The organism is Cellulomonas sp. P4_A2 (genome assembly GCF_056402515.1).
In genome coordinates, this window is sequence record NZ_JBFUHG010000007.1 from 164,887 (window position 1) to 184,180 (window position 19,294).

Here is a 19,294-nt window from a genome sequence, read left to right on the forward strand (position 1 = left end):
CAGCCCGGACGCCGGGTCGGCCGAGCGTCCCTCAGACACGAGCGCGGGCGGGGACGACCGCGTCCTGCGTCGCAAGGACGGTCGGCGTCGCGGCGCGGCGCCGCATGATCACCTTGTCGATCTCGGCGACGAGCGGCAGCAGGAGCGCGAGGCCCAGGGCCACCAGCCACTGGTCTCCCGTCAGCGACTGGGTGGTCAGCCAGCCCTGCAGGAAGTCCAGCTCGGTGGCCAGCACGATGAGGATGATCGGGGCCGAGAGCACCTTGATGGCGGTCAGCAACGGCGCGGCCAGCCCGGAGTCGGGCTCGCGGCGCAGGACCAGGCCGGACAGCACCGACCCGAGGCCCATGACGACGAACGCCATCGTCATCGACGCGGTCGCGTGGTCGGGGGTCGGGGTGTCCGGCCCGAGCACGAGCGGGAGCCCGGACGAGACGCACAGGACCGTGCCGTAGAGGATCCAGCGGCTCACGGCCCGGCCGTTGCTGATGCCGACCTTGGGGTCGCGGGGAACGCGGTCCATGATCCCAGGCCCGACCGGGTCGAGCATGATCGCGATCACGGGGAAGACGCAGACGAAGAAGTTGAGGAACAGCACCATCATCGGCGTCATCGCGACGCCGTCCGCGATGTCGAAGACGCTCGCCGCGAGGAAGAGCAGCACCAGCCCGATGAGCTGGCTCATCTGGAACCGGATGTACGCGGTGATCTTCTGGTAGATGCTGCGGCCCAGCTCGACCGCGTGCACCAGCGTGCTGAAGTTGTCGTCGGTCAGGACCAGTCGAGCGGCCTGCTTCGTGACCTCGCTGCCGGAGCCCATCGCGACGCCGATGTCCGCCTGCTTGATGGCGGCAGCGTCGTTGACGGCGTCGCCGGTCATGGCGACGACCAGCCCTTGCTTCTGCATGAGCTGGACGAGCCGCAGCTTGTCCTCCGGGGTGACCCGGCCGAAGACGTGCAGGTTCGGCAGCTGCTCGAGCAGCTCCTCGTCGGTGAGCCTGGCCAGCTCCGGACCGCTGATCGCGCCCGGGCCCAGCCCGAGCTCGGCACCGATCGCGCTCGCCGTGACGGCGTGGTCGCCGGTGATCATGCGGACCTCGATGCCGGCCTTGAGCGCGATCTCGACGGCGATCTTGGCCGTCGGGCGCAGCGGGTCGACGATGCCGACGAGCCCGACGAAGATGAGGTCCTCGACGTAGGACATCGGGTCGGCCGTGAGCGGAGCCTCGTCGGCCGGCGTGAGGAAGCGCGTCGCGAACGCGAGCGTGCGCAGCCCCTTCTGGGCGAGCCGCTCCATCTCGGCCTCGATGTCGGCGCGCATCGTCTCGATGTCGACGACCTCGCCCGGGCCGGACAGCGCCTTGGTGCAGCGCTGCAGGACGACGTCAGGTCCGCCCTTGACCACCTCGACGAGGGTGCGGTCACCGCGCCAGGGAAGCCACTGCGTCGTCGCCATGAACTTGTAGGCGGAGTCGAACGGCACCGAGGCCACCCGCGGGTAGGTGCGACGGCTCTCCTCGGCGTCGATGCCGACCTTCGCGGCCAGCACCACCAGCGCTGCCTCCGTCGGGTCGCCGATCACGGCGCCGTCGTCGGACACGGTCGCGTCGCTGGCCAGGCACAGGCCGTAGGCGAGCGGGGTCAGGTCGGGGACCTCGCCGCCCGCCGCACCGAGGATCCTGCCGGTCTTGCCGTAACCGGTGCCCTCGACGACGAAGTGCTGGCCGACCGTGTACAGCGCGGTCACCGTCATCTCGTTGAGGGTCAGGGTCCCGGTCTTGTCCGAGTTGATCGAGCTCGTCGCGCCGAGCGTCTCGACGTCGTTGAGGTTGGCGACGACCGCCTTGGCGTCCGCGAGCTGCCGTGCCCCGTACGCGAGCATCGCCTGCACGAACGTGGGCAGGCCCGTCGGGATCGCCGAGATCGCCACGGCCGTCGCCAGGAACAGCAGGTCGCTCAGGGACTCGCCGCGCAGGATGCCGATGAGCACGATCACGGTGACGGCGCTCCAGGCGATCGCGCCGAGCACCTTGGTGAGCTTGTCGAGCTCGCGCTGCAGGGGCGACTTGGTCTTCTCGACCGACGACAGCAGCGTCGCGATGTTGCCGATCTGCGTGGTCATGCCCGTGGCCGTGACGAGCATCGTTCCCGTGCCGCGCGTGACCGAGGTGTTCTGGAACGCCATGTTGGCGCGGTCGCCCAACGGGACCTCGTCGTCGGCGAGCGGCAGGACCTCCTTGCCGATCGGCGCGCTCTCCCCCGTGAGTGCCGCCTCCTGCGTCTCCATCGTGGCCGTGCGCACGAGCCGCCCGTCCGCCGGCACGATGTCGCCGGCCTCCAGCTCCACGACGTCCCCGGGCACCAGGTCGTGGGCCGGGATCTGGACGAGCACCCCGTCGCGGCGCACGCGTGACTGCGGCTCCTGCATGGTCGCCAGCGCGTCGACGCTCTTGCGGGCGAGCATCTCCTGGCGTGCGCCGATGACGACGTTCAGCACGACCAGGAACCCGACGATCAGCGCGGTCGAGCCCTGCCCGATGGCGGCGCTCACCACCGCGACCGCGACCAGCATGATGTTCATGGGGTCGCGCACCTGCTGGAGCAGCACCGCCCAGAGCGACGGCGGCGCCTGCGCGGTCAGGGTGTTCGGGCCGTACCGCGCCTGCCGTTCGGCGACCTCGGCGGCGGTGAGTCCGGTCTCGAGGTTGCTCCCCAGCTCGGTGGTGGCCTCCTCCGGCGTGCGAGCCCACCATCTCGTCGGCTCGGTCTCCGGCGTCGCGATCGACGTCGGTGCAGAGGTCGGTGTCACGAGGACTCCCATCGGTTTTGCTGGCGGTTCAACTCCCTCGCCACGCTAGCGCGGCGAAGTCGACAAAGGGTGTACCGCAGCGGTCAGCTCGTGACGTCGCGTCCGTGCACGGTGAGCGCCCAGATCACGAACACGTCGAGCGCGATGACGATGACGCCCCAGACGGGGTAGTACGGGAGCCACGCGAAGTTCACGACGGCACTGAAGGTCGCGACGATCACGCCGACGACGCGGGCCCACACCTGGCCCATGAGGATGAAGACGCCGGCCAGACCGATCAGGATGCCGAGGATGAGGTGGATCCACCCCCACGTCGTGACGTCGAACGTGAAGACCCATTTCTGGCCGACCACGTAGAACGAGTCGTTGACGAGCGCGACGAGCCCCTGCATGGCCTGGAAGAGGCCGATGAGGATCATCATCGTCGCGGCGAACATCGTCATGCCGACTGCCAGACCGCTGCGTTGCGTGCTCATGGTCGGTCCCCTTCGCGGGCGCGTCGTCGCGAGGCGGTGTCGCCTCGCTGTCTCGAGCAACCGGAGCAAGTGCCCCGAATCGGATCATTGCCGAAACCGCAGGTCAAAGCCAGAGGCGCGCTGGCGCTCCGGGATTTCGGCGCCCGAACCGCGCTGCGCCACCCTTCCGGGCACCACCGATGGGTGAAGAACGCCGCTCGGCTTCGCTCGTTCGGCCCACGGACCCCGAATTCACCCGTCCCGCGCTTGCCGGAACTGTGACAATTGTCCGTATTGCGCCCACGTCGCTGTACGCCCCGCGGCGGGGTGGGCGGTCCCCCGGCATCGGAGTCTGATCATGGTTGCACTCGGCAGGTTGCGTACACGCGTCGCCCTCGTCACCGTCGCGGCGGTCCTGTGCGTCGGCGCGACCGTGCCGAGCGCTCAGGCCGACACGGCGCCGTCCGACCCGTCGCTGCCGGCGACCGTCTCCGCCGACCCGCTGCCCACGGCCCAGATCAACGGCGTCGTCTGGAAGCAGCAGGTGATCGGCAACACCGTGTTCGTCGGCGGCGACTTCTCGTCGGCCCGTCCGCCGGGCTCGCCGGCCGGCACCAACGAGTCGCCGCGCACCTACCTGATGTCGTACGACCTCACGACGGGCGCACTCCTGCCGTTCGCTCCGGTGCTCAACGCGCAGGTCAAGGACCTCGCCGCCTCCCCGGACGGCACCGTGCTGTACGTCGCCGGGCAGTTCACCACCGTCAACGGCGCCAACCGGTACCGGGTCGCCGCATTCAGCACCGCGACCGGCGCACTGCTGACCACCTTCAAGCCGACCATCAACGCCCCGGTCTCCGCGATCGACGCCGTCGGCGACGCGGTCTTCATCGGCGGTTCGTTCACCAGCGTGAACGGCGTGGCCAAGTCGAACCTCGCGTCGCTGCGTGCGTCCGACGCCGCGACCCTGCCCTTCGCGGCGACCCCCGCCGGCGGTGGCATCCAGGCCCTGACCGTGTCGCCCGACGGCGGCACGGTGGTCGTCGGTGGTGGGTTCACCACGATGAACGGCTCCGGCAGCCCGGGCTACGGGCTCGCGCGGCTGAACGCGAGCACCGGCGCCTCGCTTCCCATGCCCGTCAACACGCTCGTGCGCAACGGGGGCAACAACGCCGCGATCCTGGACCTGGAGAGCGACGCGACCAGCTTCTACGGCACCGGCTTCACGTTCGGTGGCGGCGGGAACTTCGAGGGGACGTTCGCGGCCGACTGGGCCACGGCGAACCTCACGTGGATGGAGGACTGCCACGGCGACACGTACTCGGCCTACCCGGTCGGCGACGCGGTCTACGCGGCCAGCCACAAGCACTTCTGCGGCAACATCGGCGGCTTCCCGCAGACGACGCCGTGGCAGTTCCACCGCGGCACCGCGCTGTCCAAGGCGGCCATGGGCGTCATCACGCCGGAGTACAACGGGTACGCGGACCACCGTGGCCTGCCGGCGCCGGCCCTCCTGAACTGGTACCCCGACATCAATGCGGGCACGTTCACCGGCAAGTCGCAGGGACCCTGGACCGTCACCGGCTCGGGCTCGTACGTCCTGTACGGCGGCGAGTTCACCGAGGTCAACGGCGTCCCGCAGCAGGGGCTCGTCCGGTTCGCTCCGTCATCGAGCGCCCCGAACGCCGTCGGCCCCGAGTCCACGGCACAGGGCTTCCCGCTCGTCGCGACGCCGGACGGACCCGGAAGCGTCCAGCTGACGTGGCAGACCAACTGGGACCGTGACAACGAGACGCTGACCTACAACCTGTACCGCGCCTCGGAGTCCAACCCGGCGATCTACACCTCGACCGTGACCACACCGTTCTGGAAGCCCCAGGCGATGAGCTTCCGGGACTCGGGACAGGTGCCCGGCTCCTCGCAGCGGTACCGGATCGTCGCGAGCGACCCGTTCGGCAACGTCGCACGGTCCAACTGGATCACCGTGACCGTCGCGTCCGACGGCACACCGTCGACCTACGCCCGCACCGTCCTGAACGACGGACCGTTCGCCTACTGGCGGCTCGGCGAGCCCTCCGGGACCGCCGTGAACGACACCACGGGCTTCCTGCCGGCGACCGCCGCGGCAGGCGTGACCCGCAACGTGCCCGGGGCGCTGCTGAACGACACGAACACCGCGTCGAGGTTCAGCGGGACGTCCACCGGTTACTTCTCGACGACCGATGCCGTGGGCAACGCCCCCGACGTCTTCTCGGTCGAGGCCTGGGTGAAGACGTCGTCCAACCGCGGCGGCCGGATCGTCGGATGGGGCAACAGCGCGAACGGGACCTCCTCGCAGGCCGACCGCACGCTGTACCTCGACAACAGCGGCCGCGTCTTCTTCGGCGTCCAGAGCTCCGCGATCATGACCGTCAACAGCGGCACGGGGTTCAACAACAACGCCTGGCACCACGTGGTGGGCACGTACGGCGCCGGCGCCATGCGGCTCTACGTCGACGGGGTACAGGTCGCTCAGCGCACCGACGTGGTCTACCTGCGCAACATCTGGGGCTACTGGCGCGTCGGTGGCGACCGGCTGACCAACTTCCCGAACCGGCCGACCAGCGACTACCTCAACGGGGACCTCGACGAGGTCGCCGTGTACAACCGGGTGCTCAGCGCAGGTTCGGTCTCGGCGCACTTCGTCGCACGCAGTGCCGTGCCGCCGTCCAACCAGAGTCCGGTCGCCTCGTTCACCGCGACCCCGTCGCTGATGTCGGTCGCCCTCAACGCGTCGGCCTCGACGGACCCGGACGGCACCGTCGTCGGGTACTCGTGGGCGTTCGGCGACGGCACCACGGGCACCGGGGTCACGGCCAACCACACCTACGCGACCGCGGGCACCTACACCGTGACGCTGACGGTGACCGACAACCTCGGAGCCACGGGCACGACGACACGGCAGGTCACGGCGACGCCGCCTGCCAACCAGAGCCCGACGGCGTCGTTCACGGCGTCGAGCAACGGGCTCGGGGTGTCGGTGGACGGCGCGGCCTCGAGCGACCCGGACGGATCGGTGACCGGCTACGCCTGGAACTTCGGCGACGGCGGCACGTCGACCGGAAACCCGGCGAGCCACACGTACGCGGCGGCCGGCACCTACACGATCACCCTCACGGTGACGGACAACCAGGGCGCGACCGCCTCGACGACGCGCGACGTGACCGTCGTGGCACCGCCCGACCCCGGTCAGGCGTTCGTGGTCGACGACTTCGGTCGCACCGTGTCGAACGGCTGGGGTCCGGCGGACTTCGGCGGCAGCTGGGCGGCCGCGACGACGGCGAGCCGCTACTCGGTCGCCGGACAGCGCGGGCTGCACACGCTCGCAGCGGGACAGACGGCCACGTCGACCCTCGACGCGGTCTCGACCACGACGAGCGACACGACGCTCACCCTCAGCGCGGACAAGGCGCCGACCGGGTCGTACGTGTGGCTGAGCGTCCAGGCGCGCCGCGCCGCACCGACGAACTTCTACGGTGCACGTGTCGCGCTGCAGGCGAACGGCACGGTCCAGCTGCACGTGACGCGCGGCAGCGGCACGCCGGTCGCCGGCGGGACGGTCGCTGGACTGACCTTCGCCGCGGGCGACCAGCTCCAGCTGCGCGTCCAGGTGCAGGGGACGTCCCCGACGACGGTGCGGGCGAAGATCTGGCCCGCCGCGCAGCCGGAGCCCGGCGCCTGGAACGCGACCGTCACGGACTCGACCGATGGGCTTCAGGTGCCGGGCTCGTTCGCCCTGTCGACCTACCTGAGCGGCAATGTGACCAACGGGCCGATCGTCACCGCGTTCGACAACCTGCGGATCAACCCGATCCCGTAGGAGCCCTCAGAGCGTGCGCAGCACGAGCAGGAACTGACCGCCTCCCGGTTCGACGTCGGCCGCGACCCGCAGGTCAGGCGCGAACCGGGAGAGACGGTCCTCGAGCCATGCGGCGGCCTCGTCGCCATCGGCACGGGTGGGGCACCGACCCACGACCTCGCGGCCACCCTTGCGCGTCAGGCGCTCGACGGTGGACACGATCGGTGCGGGCTCGACGACGAACAGCGACGGCGACCAGGCCACGACCGGCTTGACCGCTCCCTTGCGCGTGTTGCACGCACGGTGCGCGAGCCGCTCCGACCCCGGGACCGGCTTCTTGCCCTTGGGCGTCGCTCCCCCGTCGATGCTCGGACCGCGGTCGGAGTTCACGGACGCGTCCGGGTCGACCGGCTCGTCGCACAGCCAGCATCGCCAGCCGTCGCGCTCGCCGACCTCGTCAAGGGTGCTCATGCCCGGAGGCTAACGTGCTCGGCGCTCGCAACTGGCGGGCGGGCGGGGTCGGAGTGGGAGGCTGGCGGGGTGACCGAGCCGCCCACGCCCTATCCGACGCTCGGCACGCGCCTCGCACCCCTGAGCGCGGTCGCCGTCGCCGTGCTCGCCCAGGTCCTGATGCGCGACCGCATCGTGCTCGGGCCACCCCTGCTCGTGCCGACCGTCGAGGTCGCGCTCTGCGTCGCGCTCGTCATCGTCGACGGGGTGCTCGTCGCGGAACGCCGCCGAGCGGGCGTGCTGCGCTACGCGCTCGCCCTGGTGCTCGCGATCTCGGCCACGAGCTCCGCGGCGCTTCTCATCGCCGACGTGATCGACGTCGACCCGGTCAGCGTCCAGCAGCTCTTCTCGGAGGGCGTCCAGATCCTCGTGGTGCTCACGGTCGGGTTCGGGCTGCTGTTCTGGCAGCTCGACCGCGGCGGGCCGAACGGTCGCGCCCTGCCGGACCCCGAGCGGATGTCGTTCTGGTTCACGCAGGACGCGATCCGCGAGTACTCGGACCAGTTCGACAGCTGGCAGCCGCGGTTCCTGGACTACCTCTACCTCGCGATCACCAACCTCGTCGCGTTCTCGCCGACGGACACGATGCCCCTGAGCCGGACCGCCAAGATGCTCATGGTCTGGGAGTCGTTCGTCTCGCTCGCCACGTTCGCCGTGGTGCTCGCTCGCGCCGTCAACATCATGACGTGAGCCTCACGACGTGGTGACCAGCGTCTGGGTCGGGCCGTACGTGGTGCCGAGCGCGTTGCGCGCGACCACCCGGTACGCGTACGTGGTCTTCGGGCTGAGTCCGGTGAGTCGTGCCGTCGAGCCGCACTCGTAGGAGACCGCGGACATCGGCACCTCGGCCGTGCGGTGGGCGAACGACGGTCCCCACTCGACCCAGGAGGTCGTCGCGAGCATGTGGGGCGTGACGCGCAGCTTGACCGTGCCCGCGGTGCGGGCGAGGTCGATCGCAGGTGCGGCGCGGACCGACGGCGGCGCCTGCGTGTGGAACGTGCGGCTGAGCACGGTCGTCCCGACCGCGCTCGTCGCCGTCACGGTCCAGGTGTACGTGGTGCCCGGCGCAAGACCGGAGACCGCCTGCGTGAGCTTCTGCGTCGAGGTCTGCGCGCCGACGGCCAGGTCCGCCGAGCCGCCCCCCGCCGACGAGGTCCACGCGATCCGCACCGTCGCGGCCAGCCCCTGCGGACCGACCCACGTCTGCAGGGTCGCGGACGTGCTCGTCACGTCGCGCTCCCCCGCCGTGACGGTCGGCTTCGACGCGGAGCGGACCGGACGTGAGTCGGTCGCGGTCGCGCCGGACGCGTCGGTGACCGTCAGGCGGGAAGTCCAGCTGCCCGCCGCATAGGTGTGCGACACCTTGCCGGGCTGGTCCGTCCCGGAGAGCACCGGGGTGCCGTCGCCCGGGTCGAGCTGCCAGCGCACGACACCCGAGCGGTTGGTCGACGAGGCTCCGGTGCTGCGGGACATGTCGAAGGACACCGCCAGGGGTGCGCCGCCGAGCCTGGTCGACGGGATGAGCCAGGCCTCGGGGCGGCCGTGGGCGGTCGGCGCCGACGCCGCCCCGGCGAAGGCGGACGTCGCCGCGGTCGAGGTCGTCACCGACCACGGGCAGGTCCCGGTGCCCTGGTAGTAGACGGCCGCCTCGAGCTCGGGCCACGAACGGAAGAGGGCGAACGCGTCCGTGAGCCAGGCGGCCTTGCGACCGGGGTCGGCGGCGTCCTCGACCGTCCCGAACTCGGCGAGCACGGGCGTCTTCCCGCGGGCCTTCGCCCACGTCCGGAAGGCGGCGGTGATCGTCTCGAGCGAGCGCCAGTCCTTGATCTTGTTCACCGAGCAGGCGTTCCAGTTGTAGGCATTGAGGCCCACCCGGTCGACCACGTCGTCACCGGGGTAGTAGGCGTCGGCGCCCGCGGTGGAGACGAGCCCGTAGCTGCCGGTCGTCGTGACCCAGGTCCAGAGTGCGTTGGTCGCGCCCGCCGCCCGGGACACCTCGACGTAGTGCCGCCAGGCGGCCCGGAACTCGGTGGGCGTGCCCCACGAGCTCGGGGTGTCCATCTCCTGGTGGAACGCGACGTACACCGGGACGCCGAGCGAGGCGATGCCGGTCGCCTGGGCACGGATCTGCGCGTCGGCGTCCCCGCGCGCGATCGCGGCCCACGTGACGATCGTGTCGTCCTTCTTCTTCGGCCAGATGGACAGGAGCGGCGTCCGGCCGCGCGCGACGGCCTGCGCCACCGGTGTGACCGGCTGGACGTCGTCCCACCGCGAGTACCAGCGCTCGACGTCGAGACGCCGGTCGAGCGTGCCCTCGAACGCCGTGATCGCCGACTCGGCGTCGGGCTGCGTCCCCGTCGTGACGTGCGCGCCGAGCAGGATGCCGCGCGGGTCCGACCGCAGCGGGTCCGTACCGTCTGCGGCCGCGGACGGCGCCAGGAGCACCCCCGCCAGGACGGCGCCGAGAGTGGCGAGGGTGACGAGCGGGCGGAAGGGCATGCGATCGAGCTCCCGGGACGGCGACGTGTCGGGCGCTCGGCGGAACGCCCGTCATGTCCCATCGGCAGCCCGGGCCAATTCCGCAGGATTGGGAGGTACTGGCAGTAACTGCCGCGGGCGGACCGGGCGTGATTCGCTGGTGGCATGCGAGGAGCGATCATCTACGGACCTGGCGACGTGCGCTTCGAGGAGCGGCCCGACCCCGTCGTCGTCGAACCCACGGACGCCGTCGTCCGCACCGTCGCGGCCTGCGTGTGCGGGTCGGACCTGTGGCGCTACCGGGGCATCTCCGACGTGCCGAAGCCGACGCCGATCGGGCACGAGTACGTCGGCGTCGTCGAGCAGGTCGGCGCCGCCGTGACGACCGTGCAACCGGGCGACTTCGTCGTCGGCGGCTTCCTGCACAGCGACAACACGTGCGCCGTGTGCCGCAAGGGGATGCACTCGGCCTGCCTGCACGGAGGCGGCTACGACGGGTGCCAGGCCGAGCTCATCCGCATCCCGGACGCCGACGGCACGCTCATCGCGACACCCGGGCAGCCGGACGCCGACCTGATCCCGAGCCTGCTCTCCCTCTCGGACGTCATGTGCACCGGCTGGCACGCCGCGGTCAGCGCCGGCGTCGGCCGGGGATGAGCGTGGTGGTCGTCGGGGACGGCGCAGTCGGGCTCAGTGGGGTGCTGGCCTCGGCCGAGCTCGGCGCGACGACCATCATCGCGATGAGCCGGCACGAGCCGCGCCAGCAGCTCGCCAGGGAGTTCGGCGCGACCCACGTCATCGCCGATCGCGGTGAGGAGGGGCTCGCCCAGGTCCGCGAGCTCACCGACGGCATCGGCGCCGACGCGGTGCTCGAGTGCGTCGGGACGCATGAGGCGCGCGTCCAGGCGATCGACAGCGCCCGGCCCGGCGCGATGATCGGGCTGGTCGGCGTCCCCCACGGCGACCTCCCGACCGACCAGTTGTTCTGGCAGAACAAGGGCATCCGCGGCGGCCCTGCGCCCGTGCGCGCGTACCTGCCGCACCTGATCGACCTCGTGTGGCGGCGGCAGATCGACCCGGGGAAGGTCTTCGACCTGACGCTCCCCCTGGCCGAGGTGGCCGAGGCCTACCGGGCGATGGACGAGCGGCGGGCCATCAAGGTGCTGCTGCGGCCGTGACTGCGGCGGCGGCTCGCGCTTGCTCGAACGGGAGCCGGTCGAACACGATGCGCACCTCCGTGATCAGTCCGTCCACCACCGTGTGCCGCTCGGCCCCCGGCGCGGACGCGACCAGCACGGTCGACGTGTCGTAGTAGAGGACTGCGACCTCGTCGTCCCCGAACGCCGACAGGATCGCCGACGAGAGGACGGTCCGCGCGAACGGCTCCATGAACGCGCGGAGCCGTTCGGCGCCCTCGAGGCGGCCCGGTGGAGCGACCACCACGACGTCCGGGCTGACGTACGCCATCGCCGCGTCGAGGTTCCCGGCCGTCCAGGCGGCGAAGTACGCCGACGATGTCTGCAGTGCCTTGCGTGTGGCCTTGCCCGTGGCCTTGCCCATGACGGGCCTCCTTCGTGATCGAGCCGACGCAGGTGTAGACACCGCGCGGGTGTCGGACGGAACGCGGATACTCGCGGCATGGCGTCGACCGTCGAGGTGGGACCTGATCACGACGCGGACTTCGCCGCGCTCGTCGCGCCGTACCTGCGTGAGCTGCGCCTGCACTGCTACCGGATCCTGGGCTCCGCGACCGACGCCGAGGACGCCCTGCAGGACGTGCTGCTGGCGGCGTGGCGCGGGCTCCCCCGGTTCGAGGGGCGCTCCTCGCTGCGCACGTGGCTGTACCAGGTCGCGACCCGGACCTGCCTGAACGTGCTGCGTGCCGGCAGCCGACGGCCGGCCGTGCCGGTGCCACCGTTCGACGTGCCCGAGCCGACGAGCCGCGCAGAGATCACCTGGCTCCAGCCGTGCCCGACGTCGTGGGTCGACACCGACCCGACGAGCCGCCACGACGCCCGCGAGGAGGTCTCGCTGGCCTTCGTCGTCGCGCTGCAGCACCTTCCGCCCCGTCAGCTCGCCGCCATCGTGCTCTGCGACGTGCTCGACTTCTCGCTCGACGAGGTCGCCGGCATCCTCGACACCACGCCGCTCGCGGTGAAGGGCCTGCTGCAGCGCGGTCGCGCCGCGCTCGCGCCCCGGCCCGTCGCGACCCCGCCGAGCATCGCGGCGGACGCGCTGGCCGCCCGGTTCGCGGATGCCTTCGTCGCCCGCGACATCGAGGGCGTCGTCGCGCTGCTCGCCGAGCACGCGACCTGGTCGATGCCGCCCGCACCGCACGAGTACCGCGGGGCCGACGACATCGCGGCGTTCCTGGCGGCGAGCTGGGGCTGGCCGGGCAACGGGGACCTGACCCTTCTGCCCACCACGGCGAACGGCCAGCCCGCGTTCGGCTGCTACCTCGGCGGCGCGTGGGGCGGGCTGCTCGTCCTCACGCTCGCCGGCGCCCGGGTCGAGGCCGTGACGCGGTTCCTCGACGATCACCTCTGGCGCCCGTTCGACCTGCCCGTCGCGACGCCGGCCTGAGGCGACGAATGCTTGTAGCGTCAAGTAACGGGTAGGGTCGGTCTCGTGGACGACGACCGCTGGCTCACCGCCGAGCAGCTGCACGCCTGGAAGCAGCTCATCGCGGTGGTGGAGCTGCTGCCGGGATCGCTCGAGTCGCAGCTCCAGCGCGACTCGGACCTCAGCCACTTCGAGTACTTCACGCTCGCGATGCTCTCCGAGGCGCCCGCGCGCACCCTGCGCATGACCGCCCTCGCGGCGCGCACGAACGCGACGCTCGCCCGCCTGTCGCACGTCGTGTCGCGGTTGGAGAAGCGCGGGCTCATCCGTCGCGAACCCTGCGCGCAGGACCGGCGTGCGACGAACGCCGTGCTGACCGAGCAGGGCTGGAGGATGGTCGTCGACGCCGCCCCGGGGCACGTCGCCACCGTGAAGAACCTGGTCATCGATCCGCTCAGCGATGCCGACGTCGCCGACCTCGACCGGATCACCGCGCGCATCCTGAGCCGGCTGGACCCGGACCACCTGCTGGCCCAGCCCGACGACGGGCGCTCCTGATCGCGGTCACCGGCGCGACGGGCACCGTCGGCGGGCTCGTCGCCCGGGGGCTGGACGCTCACGGCGTCGTCCCGCGGCTCGTCGTGCGCGACCCGTCGAGCACCCGGCGAGCAGCGGCGCGGACTCGACGGCGCGGTCGAGACTGGGGAAGAAGATGCGCAGGTCGACCGGCGCCCCGTCGGCCGGACCCAGCGACCGCGCTCCCCAGAAGACGGGCGCGAGCGCCTGGGGCTGCCAGCTGATCGGGCAGCTCGGCGGCGGCGGGGTCGGGATCGGTGCCATGTCACCAGTGTTCTCGCGTCACTCGGACGGGGGAATGCGACCGCCGGGCGAACTGCGGCAGAACTCTGGATCCACCCGATCGCCCCGAGATGTCTCCTTCACCCGATCGGGATACCGTGCGCGACGCACCGCAACCCGGTGCACAGTCGATGCACAGGAGGGAATCCGAGATGGGTATCAGAAGAGGTCTGGGGGCCGGGGTGGTCGCGGCAGCGGCAACGCTGGTCGTCGCGCTCGCCTCACCGGCCACCGCCGGCGATCAGGCCGACGGGCGAGGGCACGGCGGTTCCGACGACTACCACCTGACGGTCATGGGCACGACGGACCTGCACGGCAGCGCGTTGAACTGGGACTACTTCAAGAACGCCGAGTACGACGACAGCGCCCACAACGACGTCGGGCTGGCCAAGGTCTCGACCCTCGTGAACCAGGTCCGCGCCGAGAAGGGGAAGCGCAACACCCTCCTGATCGACGCCGGCGACACCATCCAGGGCACGTCGCTCGCCTACTACTACGCCAAGATCGAGCCGATCTCGAAGCGCACCGAGCACCCGATGGCAGCCGCGATGAACGCCATCGGCTACGACGCCGCGGCCGTCGGCAACCACGAGTTCAACTACGGCATCCCGTACCTGCGGACGTTCGAGAAGCAGCTCGACTTCCCGCTGCTGGCCGCGAACGCGCTGGACGACGGGACCGGCCGGCCGGCGTTCGAGCCGTACGTCATCAAGACCGTCAAGCCCCCGCACGGCAAGCCGATCAAGGTCGGCATCCTCGGGCTCACCAACCCGGGCATCGCGATCTGGGACAAGGCCAACGTCGAGGGCAAGATGCACTTCGACGGGCTCGTCGAGCAGGCCTCCCGGTACGTGCCCGAGATGAAGCGCCGCGGGGCCGACGTCGTGGTCGTCGCCGCGCACTCGGGTGCCGACACGTCCAGCTCCTACGGCGACACGCTGCCGTTCCCGGAGAACGCCGCGACGCTCGTGGCCCAGCAGGTGCCCGGCATCGACGCGATCCTGGTCGGCCACGCGCACCAGGAGATCGCACAGCGCGTCGTGACCAACACCGCCACCGGGAAGCCCGTCGTCCTCTCCGAGCCGCTCAAGTGGGGCGAGCGCCTGTCGGTGTTCGACATCGACCTGTCGTTCGCGCGCGGACGCTGGTCCGTGCAGTCGGTCGGCGCGCAGGTGCTCAACACGAACACGGTGCCCGAGGACCCGAAGATCGTGCAGATGCTGAGCGCCGACCAGGCCAAGGTCGTCTCCTACGTCAACGGCGTCATCGGCACGGCTACCGAGTCCATGTCCGCGGCGACCGCACGCTACGAGGACACCGCGGCGCTCGACTTCATCAACTACGTCCAGGCCGGGGCGGTGAAGGCCGAGCTGACCGGGGCCGACGCCGACCTGCCGGTCCTGTCCATCGCGGCGCCGTTCAACAAGGACGCCGCCATCCCCGCCGGCGACGTCTCGGTCCGCGACATCGCGGGCCTGTACATCTACGACAACACGCTCCTGGGCATCAAGCTCACGGGCGCCCAGGTCAAGGCGTACCTCGAGAAGTCGGCGGAGTACTTCAAGCCGGCCGCCGCACCGGGCACCTACGCCGCGGCCGACCTCACCAACGCGCCCACGGCCACGGCGCCGAACGGCACTCCCGACTACAACTACGACGTCATGGGCGGGTTGGACCAGCCGCTGACCTACGACATCGACCTCGCGCAGCCCGTCGGCAGCCGTATCACCGGGCTCGCCTACGGCGGCGTGCCGGTCACCGACACCCAGGAGTTCGTCGTCGCGATCAACAACTACCGGCAGTCCGGCGGCGGCAACTTCCCGGGCGTCGTCGGCGCACCGGTCGTCTACAACCGGCAGGTCGAGATCCGGCAGCTGCTCATCGACTGGGTGAGCCAGAACCAGGTGGTCGACCCGGCGACGTTCTCGTCGACCAACCCCAACTGGCAGCTGACGTCGGGCGGTACGCCGCTCACGATCACTCCGTGACAACGCGAAGGGCGCCGCACCCACCGGTGCGGCGCCCTTCGTCGTGCCGTCAGGCGTCGGCGTCCTTGGCGGCGGCCTTGATGTCCTGGGCGACGACGTCCTCGATCGCGCCCTCGACGATCCGGTCGGCCTTCTCGAGCGCCTTGCGGATCTTGACCTCGCCGGGGTCGGAGACGAGCGCGAGCAGACCCGAGTGACCGGGCAGGATCGCGTCCTCGAGCTCCTTGGCCAGCTCGCCCTTGTTCTTCAGCTCGCGCACCTTGCCGATGGCTGCACCCGCACCACCCAGCACCGCGGCGCTGCCGATGATCGACGGCGGGAAGATCACGCCGAGCGCGATCCCGCCGACGATGCCCCACTTGAGGCCCGACTTGGTGCTGTGGTCGGTCGCCTTCTGGACCTCGAGCTTGCCGTCCTGCGTGCGCTTGACGACGACGACACCCTCGATCTCGACGGTGCGCCCGTCCTCGAGCTCCTCGAGGACCTGGTAGGCCTCCCAGGCGGTGTCCAGATCGGCGAAGTCGGCGACGAGCAGCGTGTACGCCCCGTCGCTCACGGCGGCGACGACCTCGATGTCGTTGTCCTCAGACATGTGTAGCTCCTTGACGTGAAGTGCATGAATCCGGGCGATCCGACTGTAGCCGCTGGTCAGGCCCGCGGCGGACGGCAACGGATGACCTCCAGGTGCACGCCGCGCAGATCGAGCGGGCCCGCGTCGTAGGGCACCACGAGGGTCTGCCCTGCCTGCAGCTGCTGCGCGCCTGCGAGCGTCCCCGCGCCGGCGACGACGACCAGGACGCTGTAACCCGCGTCGAGGGTCGCGTCGCCCCGGAGCCGTTCCGCGCGGAAGAACGGTGCGGCGTCCGGCAGCAGGTCCCCCGTGGTCGACGCCCTCGCGCCGCGCAGGAGTGCGATCTCTTCGGCGGACCAGCCGCGCCGGTCGACCGCCGCCAGCGCGGCGCCGAAGCCGACACCGAGGTGGCCGTCGAGGGGCCCGTCGATGTCGAAGCCGGTCCACTCGAGCAGGATCGACAGGTCCGTGGGCTCCTGCAGCTCGACCAGGAACGCCCCCTCGCCGATCGCGTGCGGCAGGCCGGCCGGGACGAGGACCGCGTCCCCGGCCGCGAGCGGCACCCGGTGCATCGCGTGCAGCATCGCGTCCACATCCTGCGTGTCCGTCCACCGGGTCAGCTCGTCCACGGAGACGCCGCGCGTGAAGCCGAGGTGGACCGTCGCCGGCTCGAGCATGACCCACGCCTCGGTCTTGCCGTTCGCGAGGCCCAGGTGCTCGGCGGCGAACGCCACGTCCGGGTGGGCGTGCACCGGCAGCCTCTGGCCCGCGTCGAGCAGCTTCACCAGCAGCTCGGGGTTGTCACCGAACGCCGCCACGTGCTCCGGGCCGAGCCAGCCCAGCGGGTCGCGGGCGATCGCGTCGGCCAGGAGGTCGCCTCCGGGCAGCGTCGAGAGGCCGAGCATCGACTCGCCGAACAGAGTCGTGGTCGACGCGACCCAGTCCTCGGGCACGTGGTGCGAGCGCACCTGTTCGCCACGGAACGCCGCGATGCGGTCGCCGCCCGCGTAGAACCGGTCCGGCGGCTGGTTCGCCCGGAGCTGCTGCACCGAAACGTTCATCTCCTACTGCTCGAGGTCGCGCGGAACGACGACCACGCGGACGGCAGTGCGCCACTGCTCCCCCGGCTCGAGGACCGGGGCGCCCGCGAAGGGGCGGTCGCGCTCGGGGCCGAACAGCGGGGCGTTGGTCGGCTCGACGCCGAGCACCCAGGCCCCGGTCGCGGGCCAGCTCCAGGTGCACAGGCGGGGCAGGGTCTGGGCGGACCACTCGACGAGCACGTCTGCATGCGGTCCACCGGTCAGCAGGGCGCGCGCCCAGCCGCCGTCCTGACGCAGGTCCCGGTGCTCTGCAACCACGGGCTCGGCGCCGAGCGACGGCGACGGCATCCGCAGCGGGTGCCGGCCCGGCGGCAGCGGGTCGCGCAGGACCGGTTCCGCCGCGACGACCTCGAGCGCGCCGCCGGGCGCGAGCAGGGGTGCGCCGAGGTTGACGTGGTAGAGCAGGGGCACGCCGGCCGGGGCGTCCCCGACGTTGCGGACGACGTCGATGACCTCGACGCACGGCGACCCCGTCGCCGTGACGATCTCGCGCTCGACGACGATCCGCGGGCCGCCCAACGACGTGTGCGCGACCAGCCCGTGCACGTGCACCTCGACGCCAGACTGCGTGCGCTCGCGCCACCACCGGACCTCGTGCGCGGGCGTCAGGTGGTGCGTGCCGTGCTGTCCCGACGAGCCCCGCGGCGGGCCGATGTTGTCCGGTCCGCAGGTAGCCAGCAGGCCGCCGAGGAACCGCGACTCCCAGTCGCGTCCGGGACCGGGGTCGACGGGGTTCGGGGAGCGCCACGCCACGGGTGTCCCGCCCCACCATGCCGCGCCGAGGTCGAGGCCCCGGTCGGGCAGGACGTCGAGGTGCAGCCCGTCGAGCAGCCGCAGCGACAGGACCCGCTCACCCCGTGCGCTGATTCCTTCCCAGACGCTCGCGACACCGTCCGGCAGGGCAGTGAACCCGTCGTCCAGGAGCGTCACGACAGGGCCGCCAGGAAGCCGCCGACGAAGGTGTCGCCGAGGCCGATCGTCGTCGGGTCGTCCGTGGTCAGCGCGAAGGCGGGGACGCACACCACCCGGTCGGGCAGCGCGCTCTCGATCGCCTCGCCGAACGCGACACCCTCGGGGCTGACCGGCCGCTCGACCATCCCGGCGTAGTCGTCGGCGGTGAACCCGTCGCCGAGCAGGTACCGGACCCCTGCCATCGTCACCCCGCCCCGCAGCGCCGCGCGGTACCGCCAGGCGTGCATGCTGACCGCCAGGGCCCAGTGCTTCGTGTGCACGACGAGCGCTGGGACGGGCACCAGGTGGTGCAGGCTCAGCAGCGCCTCGGCGACCTCCCCCGCGTCCAGCAGGTCGAGCGAGCGCCCGACGTACGCCTGCAGCTCGTCCTCGTTGAGGCTGTACACGTCGATCAGGTCGACCAGCGCCTCCCGCGCGTGCGCGGCCAGCGCCGGGACGTGGAAGCCCGCGTCCTCGTAGACCACGACCGCCCGGTCCGGCAGGAACTCGATCGCCTTGCGCGTCTCGGCCAGGCGCTCGTCGAGCACGGTCGGGTCCTGGATCGTGTTGAAGCCCGACACCAGGAACACGTCAGCGTCCGTCAGGGCCGGCCCGAGGTCCGGGCTCAGGCGGAGCTCCCGGTTGGGCGGGTCGTTGGTGTAGATGATGCGGTTGGGGTGGGCGGCCGTGACATCGACGTCGCCCGCGGCGATGTGCGCCCCGGCCGCAAACTGCACGATCAGGTGCGGGTCGGTCGTGTCCTGCGTCGCGCTGCAGAGATAGTCGACCGATGCCGGCAGGAGCCGGCGCACGTGGTCGTCGATGCTCACCAGGTGCACGGTGCTCGGGATGCCGAGCTTGTCCATGGCGAGCGCGGCCCGGACGCACGTGCCGCCCAGCGTGATGCGCCGCTCGAACCGGGCGGCGAACACCTCGACGATGTCGGAGGAGGCGACGAACCGCTCTCCCCCGACGCCGTCGCGGACGAAGGCCAGCAACGTCCTGAGCAGGTCTCGCTCGGACTCGATCGGAACCGTCGCGCTCACCTCGGCCGCGCGGATGGCGTACTCCAGGACCAGGGCCTCGACGACACGGGAGTCCCACCGGATCTCGTAGTCGACCGTGCCGCCGAGGCCCAGGACGAAGCTGGTGCTCATCTGGGTGTGCTGGTCCT

General features: G+C 71.4%; 15 protein-coding genes and 1 pseudogene. 6 read left to right on the forward strand and 10 right to left on the reverse strand.

The genetic code is table 11. The features are described 5' to 3' along the window. Positions 1-31: 31 nt before the first annotated feature. The gene (locus AC1DUE_RS09265) at positions 32-2,809 is read right to left on the reverse strand and encodes a cation-translocating P-type ATPase (protein ID WP_477039113.1); all 2,778 of its coding nucleotides are present in this window, start codon (positions 2,807-2,809) and stop codon (positions 32-34) included. 83 nt (positions 2,810-2,892) lie between these two features. Beyond that, positions 2,893-3,285 (reverse strand): DUF7144 family membrane protein, encoded by a 393-nt coding sequence (locus AC1DUE_RS09270; protein ID WP_477039114.1) that lies wholly within the window; start codon positions 3,283-3,285, stop codon positions 2,893-2,895. Between the two features lie 355 nt (positions 3,286-3,640). Here AC1DUE_RS09270 and AC1DUE_RS09275 point away from each other — a divergent pair, with 355 nt between their 5' ends. Continuing rightward, positions 3,641-7,123, forward strand: coding sequence for a PKD domain-containing protein (locus AC1DUE_RS09275; protein ID WP_477039115.1), 3,483 nt, complete (start codon positions 3,641-3,643; stop codon positions 7,121-7,123). 6 nt (positions 7,124-7,129) lie between these two features. On the opposite strand, the gene AC1DUE_RS09280 is transcribed toward AC1DUE_RS09275, so the two are convergent. Next, entirely contained in the window at positions 7,130-7,573 is a 444-nt protein-coding gene (locus AC1DUE_RS09280; RefSeq protein WP_477039116.1) for a hypothetical protein, read from the reverse strand. A 69-nt stretch (positions 7,574-7,642) separates the two neighbouring features. Here AC1DUE_RS09280 and AC1DUE_RS09285 point away from each other — a divergent pair, with 69 nt between their 5' ends. Continuing rightward, positions 7,643-8,302, forward strand: coding sequence for a hypothetical protein (locus AC1DUE_RS09285; protein ID WP_477039117.1), 660 nt, complete (start codon positions 7,643-7,645; stop codon positions 8,300-8,302). Positions 8,303-8,305: 3 nt separating this feature from the next. Here AC1DUE_RS09285 and AC1DUE_RS09290 read toward each other — a convergent pair whose 3' ends face one another. After that, the gene (locus AC1DUE_RS09290) at positions 8,306-10,111 is read right to left on the reverse strand and encodes a PKD domain-containing protein (protein WP_477039118.1); all 1,806 of its coding nucleotides are present in this window, start codon (positions 10,109-10,111) and stop codon (positions 8,306-8,308) included. Positions 10,112-10,255: 144 nt separating this feature from the next. Between AC1DUE_RS09290 and AC1DUE_RS09295 the strand changes: the two are divergent. Further along, positions 10,256-11,268: pseudogene (locus AC1DUE_RS09295) on the forward strand (zinc-dependent alcohol dehydrogenase family protein). On the opposite strand, the gene AC1DUE_RS09300 reads toward AC1DUE_RS09295, so the two are convergent. After that, a complete protein-coding gene (locus AC1DUE_RS09300) occupies positions 11,246-11,650 on the reverse strand; it encodes a nuclear transport factor 2 family protein (RefSeq protein ID WP_477039119.1) in 405 nt (134 codons plus the stop codon). The pseudogene AC1DUE_RS09295 and the gene AC1DUE_RS09300 overlap by 23 nt on opposite strands. Positions 11,651-11,728: 78 nt before the next feature. On the opposite strand from AC1DUE_RS09300, the gene AC1DUE_RS09305 reads away from it, so the two are divergent. Together AC1DUE_RS09305 and AC1DUE_RS09310 are read left to right on the forward strand one after the other, a co-directional pair. Further along, positions 11,729-12,673, forward strand: a complete 945-nt coding sequence (locus AC1DUE_RS09305; RefSeq protein WP_477039120.1) for an RNA polymerase subunit sigma-70 — start codon at positions 11,729-11,731, stop codon at positions 12,671-12,673. 45 nt (positions 12,674-12,718) lie between these two features. Then, a complete protein-coding gene (locus tag AC1DUE_RS09310; protein WP_477039121.1) occupies positions 12,719-13,210 on the forward strand; it encodes a MarR family winged helix-turn-helix transcriptional regulator in 492 nt (163 codons plus the stop codon). A 6-nt stretch (positions 13,211-13,216) separates the two neighbouring features. On the opposite strand, the gene AC1DUE_RS09315 is transcribed toward AC1DUE_RS09310, so the two are convergent. Further along, the gene (locus AC1DUE_RS09315; RefSeq protein WP_477039122.1) at positions 13,217-13,492 is read right to left on the reverse strand and encodes a hypothetical protein; all 276 of its coding nucleotides are present in this window, start codon (positions 13,490-13,492) and stop codon (positions 13,217-13,219) included. A 170-nt stretch (positions 13,493-13,662) separates the two neighbouring features. On the opposite strand from AC1DUE_RS09315, the gene AC1DUE_RS09320 reads away from it, so the two are divergent. After that, a complete protein-coding gene (locus AC1DUE_RS09320) occupies positions 13,663-15,498 on the forward strand; it encodes a bifunctional metallophosphatase/5'-nucleotidase (protein WP_477039123.1) in 1,836 nt (611 codons plus the stop codon). A 49-nt stretch (positions 15,499-15,547) separates the two neighbouring features. Here the strand turns inward: AC1DUE_RS09320 and AC1DUE_RS09325 are convergent, their stop codons facing one another. The 4 genes from AC1DUE_RS09325 to AC1DUE_RS09340 are packed head-to-tail and all read right to left on the reverse strand — an operon-like array spanning position 15,548 to position 19,277. Next, the gene (locus AC1DUE_RS09325; protein WP_477039124.1) at positions 15,548-16,090 is read right to left on the reverse strand and encodes a DUF1269 domain-containing protein; all 543 of its coding nucleotides are present in this window, start codon (positions 16,088-16,090) and stop codon (positions 15,548-15,550) included. 56 nt (positions 16,091-16,146) lie between these two features. Next, positions 16,147-17,130: a class I mannose-6-phosphate isomerase gene (locus tag AC1DUE_RS09330; RefSeq protein ID WP_477039125.1), complete on the reverse strand. Its 984-nt coding sequence runs from the start codon at positions 17,128-17,130 to the stop codon at positions 16,147-16,149. 3 nt (positions 17,131-17,133) lie between these two features. Then, positions 17,134-18,099, reverse strand: coding sequence for a DUF4432 family protein (locus AC1DUE_RS09335; protein ID WP_477039126.1), 966 nt, complete (start codon positions 18,097-18,099; stop codon positions 17,134-17,136). Further along, positions 18,096-19,277: an ADP-dependent glucokinase/phosphofructokinase gene (locus AC1DUE_RS09340; protein ID WP_477039127.1), complete on the reverse strand. Its 1,182-nt coding sequence runs from the start codon at positions 19,275-19,277 to the stop codon at positions 18,096-18,098. Before AC1DUE_RS09340 ends, AC1DUE_RS09335 begins: the two co-directional genes overlap by 4 nt. Between the last annotated feature and the right edge of the window lie 17 nt (positions 19,278-19,294).

Coding starts and splice junctions, on each gene's coding strand:
- AC1DUE_RS09325 (WP_477039124.1), bottom strand. CDS start 16,090: ATGTCTGAGGACAACGACATCGAGGTCGTCGCCGCCGTGAGCGACGGG.
- AC1DUE_RS09290 (WP_477039118.1), bottom strand. CDS start 10,111: ATGCCCTTCCGCCCGCTCGTCACCCTCGCCACTCTCGGCGCCGTCCTG.
- AC1DUE_RS09315 (WP_477039122.1), bottom strand. CDS start 13,492: ATGGCACCGATCCCGACCCCGCCGCCGCCGAGCTGCCCGATCAGCTGG.
- AC1DUE_RS09330 (WP_477039125.1), bottom strand. CDS start 17,130: ATGAACGTTTCGGTGCAGCAGCTCCGGGCGAACCAGCCGCCGGACCGG.
- AC1DUE_RS09320 (WP_477039123.1), top strand. CDS start 13,663: ATGGGTATCAGAAGAGGTCTGGGGGCCGGGGTGGTCGCGGCAGCGGCA.
- AC1DUE_RS09305 (WP_477039120.1), top strand. CDS start 11,729: ATGGCGTCGACCGTCGAGGTGGGACCTGATCACGACGCGGACTTCGCC.
- AC1DUE_RS09300 (WP_477039119.1), bottom strand. CDS start 11,650: ATGGGCAAGGCCACGGGCAAGGCCACACGCAAGGCACTGCAGACATCG.
- AC1DUE_RS09280 (WP_477039116.1), bottom strand. CDS start 7,573: ATGAGCACCCTTGACGAGGTCGGCGAGCGCGACGGCTGGCGATGCTGG.
- AC1DUE_RS09270 (WP_477039114.1), bottom strand. CDS start 3,285: ATGAGCACGCAACGCAGCGGTCTGGCAGTCGGCATGACGATGTTCGCC.
- AC1DUE_RS09340 (WP_477039127.1), bottom strand. CDS start 19,277: ATGAGCACCAGCTTCGTCCTGGGCCTCGGCGGCACGGTCGACTACGAG.